The organism is Paracoccus hibiscisoli, from assembly GCF_005048265.1.
GTDB classification, from domain to species: domain Bacteria; phylum Pseudomonadota; class Alphaproteobacteria; order Rhodobacterales; family Rhodobacteraceae; genus Paracoccus; species Paracoccus hibiscisoli.
Genome location: NZ_SUNH01000070.1, coordinates 1 through 3,362, shown reverse-complemented (window position 1 = coordinate 3,362; position 3,362 = coordinate 1). Strand labels below are relative to the sequence as shown.

The window sequence follows — 3,362 nt, the reverse complement described above, 5'->3', positions numbered from 1 at the left end:
GCGCGGTCGGCAAACAGCGCACCCGCTACACCCCGAGCGGCAAGCGTGGCGCCGGCCGCAAGAGCTGGCTCGATAAGCGCGCTGAGCGCCGTGCGTCCGAGGACCAGGCGGCAGCGCTGCCGCCGCCAGCTGAATGACGCGAAGAGCCCAGACTCACCGATGCTGCGGGGCGCGCGAATGTCGGCTTTCGTCCGGCGCGTCGCACCATGATGGAGTTAGTCAGCTTCCACCAAGTCACTCCGGGCATCGCGGATGATCATCCACGACGAATGCAGGAAAAGCCCCGCGATCGCGAACGCGACGATCAGGTCGGGCCATGCACTGCCAAGCCACGCGACCAGCCCGGCGGCGATGACCACGGCGAGGTTGCCGATGGCGTCGTTGCGAGAGAACAGCCAGACGGCTCGCATATTGGCATCACCCTTGCGGTGCTTTAGCAGCGGCAGCACCGCGAGGATGTTTACGATCAGCGCACCTACCGCGAAGGCTCCCATCAACCCGGCTTCTGGCGTGGTCTGGTTGAGGACACGCCAGAGCGTGCTGCCGACAACGCCAAGGCCCAGAAGGCCCAGAAACACGCCTTGGATCATCGCCGACCGCGCCCGCCATGTCAGGCTCCAGCCGATGGCGAGCAGGCCCAGAAACGTGATCGCACCATCGCCCAGAAAATCGAGCGCGTCTGCCTTCAGCGCCTGCGAACCGGACAGGAACCCGCCGAACATTTCGACCACGCCGTATCCGAGATTGAGCGCGACCACGATCCAGAGCGCGCGGCGATAGCTCGGGTCCTTGTAGGCCGGATCGGACGATGTATCGCCGTCCTCGATCTTCTCGAAACCGTAGCCGGTCGCGTCGAGCGCGGGCCGCACTTTCGGCAGATCGCCGTCCGCGATCCGCAATGTCATGATGTGGGTGGCGGCGGACACTTTCACGTCGCCTTCGGCCACGCCCGCAGACCGGGCCGCGCGCTCGATCTCGGCGGCATCTTTCGCGCAGTCCATGCCTTGCACCCGCATTCGGATCGGGGAGGAGGCTGTCGCCAACTTGCTGTTATCGGGCTGGCTCATGTGCGATCCTTTTTGTGGTGGCGGGCGAAAAGGTACGCTGCTAACGTATCAGTGGATAATGATATGACAGCGCAAAACATTCAAGACGATCTTTCGGCACCCGATACACTGGAACTGCGGGCAAAGCTCTTCCGGGGCCTAAGCGATCCCAGCCGTCTGACGATCCTCGATGCGCTGGTGTCGGACGAACGCAACGTGCAGGAAATCGTCGGGCATACGGGTTTGGGTCAGCCCAACGTCTCGAACCATCTGCGCTGTCTGCTGGAATGCGGGCTGGTCAGTCGCCGCAGCAAAGGCCGCTTCGTTCGGTATCGTCTGGCGGACAGGCGGGTCGCCGATCTCATCCGTGATGCAGATCAGCTACTTGCCTCGACAGCCAACGGAGTTGATGCCTGCCAAAGCTATACGGACTAACCGGCGCGACCTGCTGCAATGTCCTATCGGTGCGCCAAACCTGAAGCAGCCATCTGCGCATCCGCAGCGAATGCACCCTTTGTCCGCATAGCTGCCTCTCGCGCAACTTTGCTTCCGCCGCCGACCCCGTCCCTACGGCCCTTTATGGAGAGAGCGGGCCGGGGTCGGCTCAGCCCTCGCCGCACGGGCAGCGACTTTTCTAAATAGCGGAACACGCGACATTTTAACTTGGTGACAACAATAATACCACATCAGGTGGGTTCTATTCTGAAATGCGACACGCCATGATTTGCTGGTGTTTACAGATCGAGGAGCTCCCCCGTGACGTCGCATCTCACCCTTTCCGAGCGCCGCATTATCGCTGGTATGCTGCAGCGCAAGATCAGCGTGGCGCAGATCGCCGTTCAGCTCGGCCGGCACCGATCGACGATCCATCGCGAGATCCGGCGCAACTTCTGGAATGATCCGGAAGTGCCGATGGCGACGGGATACTGGCACATGAACGCCCAGCACCTGGCCGCCGGCCGTCGCAAGAGGCTGGCCAAGCTTTTGCGAGATGATGAGCTGCGCGAGGGTGTGATTACTGTCCTGAAGGCCGGCTGGTCACCTCAACAGATCGCCGGGCGGATGCGGCATGAAGGCGGCCGGCGCCGTGTCTGCCACGAAACGATCTACCGCTATGTCTATTCGCCCGAGGGTCAGGCGCAGGAGCTGGGCCGCTACCTTCCCGAGCGTCGGCGCAAGCGAAAGGCGCGCTACGCCAGAAAGCCAAGAAGCCTGGTGTTTCCAGAGCGCTGCATGATCAGGAACCGTCCTCAAGCCGTCAAAGACCGTGAAGCCTTTGGCCACTGGGAAGCCGACTTGATGATCTTTCGAAAAGAGCATGGCCCAGCCAACGTAGCCACAGTTATCGAAAGGATAAGCCGCTATACGGTCATCTTCCGCAACAATGACCGGCGGTCCAAACCGCTCATGAACAATCTGATCAACCTGCTCTCGCCCCTGCCCCGCCATGCCCGACAGAGCCTGACTTTCGACCGTGGGCTCGAGTTCGTGTCCTGGCGCGAGCTTGAGAAAGGGCTGGGGGCGCAGGCCTGGTTCTGCGATCCGCAGGCGCCCTGGCAGAAGCCCACCGTCGAGAACACCAATCGGTGCGTCCGGCGCTGGCTTCCCCGCGACACCATCCTGCTGGCGATCGAGCAAAAGGAGTTGCTGGGCCTGGCGCAGCGGATGAACGCCACGCCCCGCAAATGCCTAAGTTACAGGACACCGGCAGAAGTCTTCCGCGATGAGCTGGCGAAGGCGTCAGGTGTCCAATAGCGTTCGCTATGCGGATCGGCGCGGACGCTCGCTGCAACCGTAGCCCAATGGCCTGCGCCAGCGCTAAGGTCGCTCAAGAGCTCCAAGCCGTCATTCCCGCTAGATCACCCGCCTGATCCGGGCGGGCTGCGATGGCGGATGTCTCCGCCCGCCCAGATCAGGCTACGTCAGCGTCTGTGTCGCATTTCAAGTTGAACCCGCATCAAGACTGGCAGTTGTTACGCTCTGCACACTGCTACCCTGCCCCAGTTAGCAGCCGCTACTGTCGCGCCGGAAGTCGACACGACGAGCCCCTCACCGTCATTGAAACAGATGGCCGGAGAGCCTATCCTAAACCCGTCGCAGAAGAAGATTTATATAACACGGTCTGTCGGGCCTCGTAGTTAACTGCGAGATGATCGCACACTATCAGTGCGCAATCGACATGGCGGAGCTGGACCTGCCCCGGTTTCGTTCCGGTCTTCTGAGAGCGATGCTCTCACCAAAGGAGACAGGATATGGCAGCGACACACGGCGACGAGTTCAAGCGGGATGCGGTTCGCATCGCGCTCACCAGCGGCC

Annotated in this window: 3 protein-coding genes; 2 read left to right on the top strand and 1 reads right to left on the bottom strand. The window is 61.9% G+C overall.

Annotated elements, in window-relative coordinates:
• Positions 1-215: 215 nt before the first annotated feature.
• Positions 216-1,067: a cation diffusion facilitator family transporter gene (locus tag FA740_RS19180; RefSeq protein WP_007803328.1), complete on the bottom strand. Its 852-nt coding sequence runs from the start codon at positions 1,065-1,067 to the stop codon at positions 216-218.
• A gap of 63 nt (positions 1,068-1,130) precedes the next feature.
• Between FA740_RS19180 and FA740_RS19175 the strand changes: the two genes are divergently transcribed.
• On the top strand, positions 1,131-1,481 hold the full coding sequence (locus tag FA740_RS19175) for an ArsR/SmtB family transcription factor (protein WP_007803330.1): 351 nt from the start codon (positions 1,131-1,133) through the stop codon (positions 1,479-1,481).
• 321 nt (positions 1,482-1,802) lie between these two features.
• Positions 1,803-2,801 (top strand): IS30 family transposase, encoded by a 999-nt coding sequence (locus tag FA740_RS19170; protein ID WP_277355217.1) that lies wholly within the window; start codon positions 1,803-1,805, stop codon positions 2,799-2,801.
• The last annotated feature ends 561 nt before the right edge of the window (positions 2,802-3,362 follow it).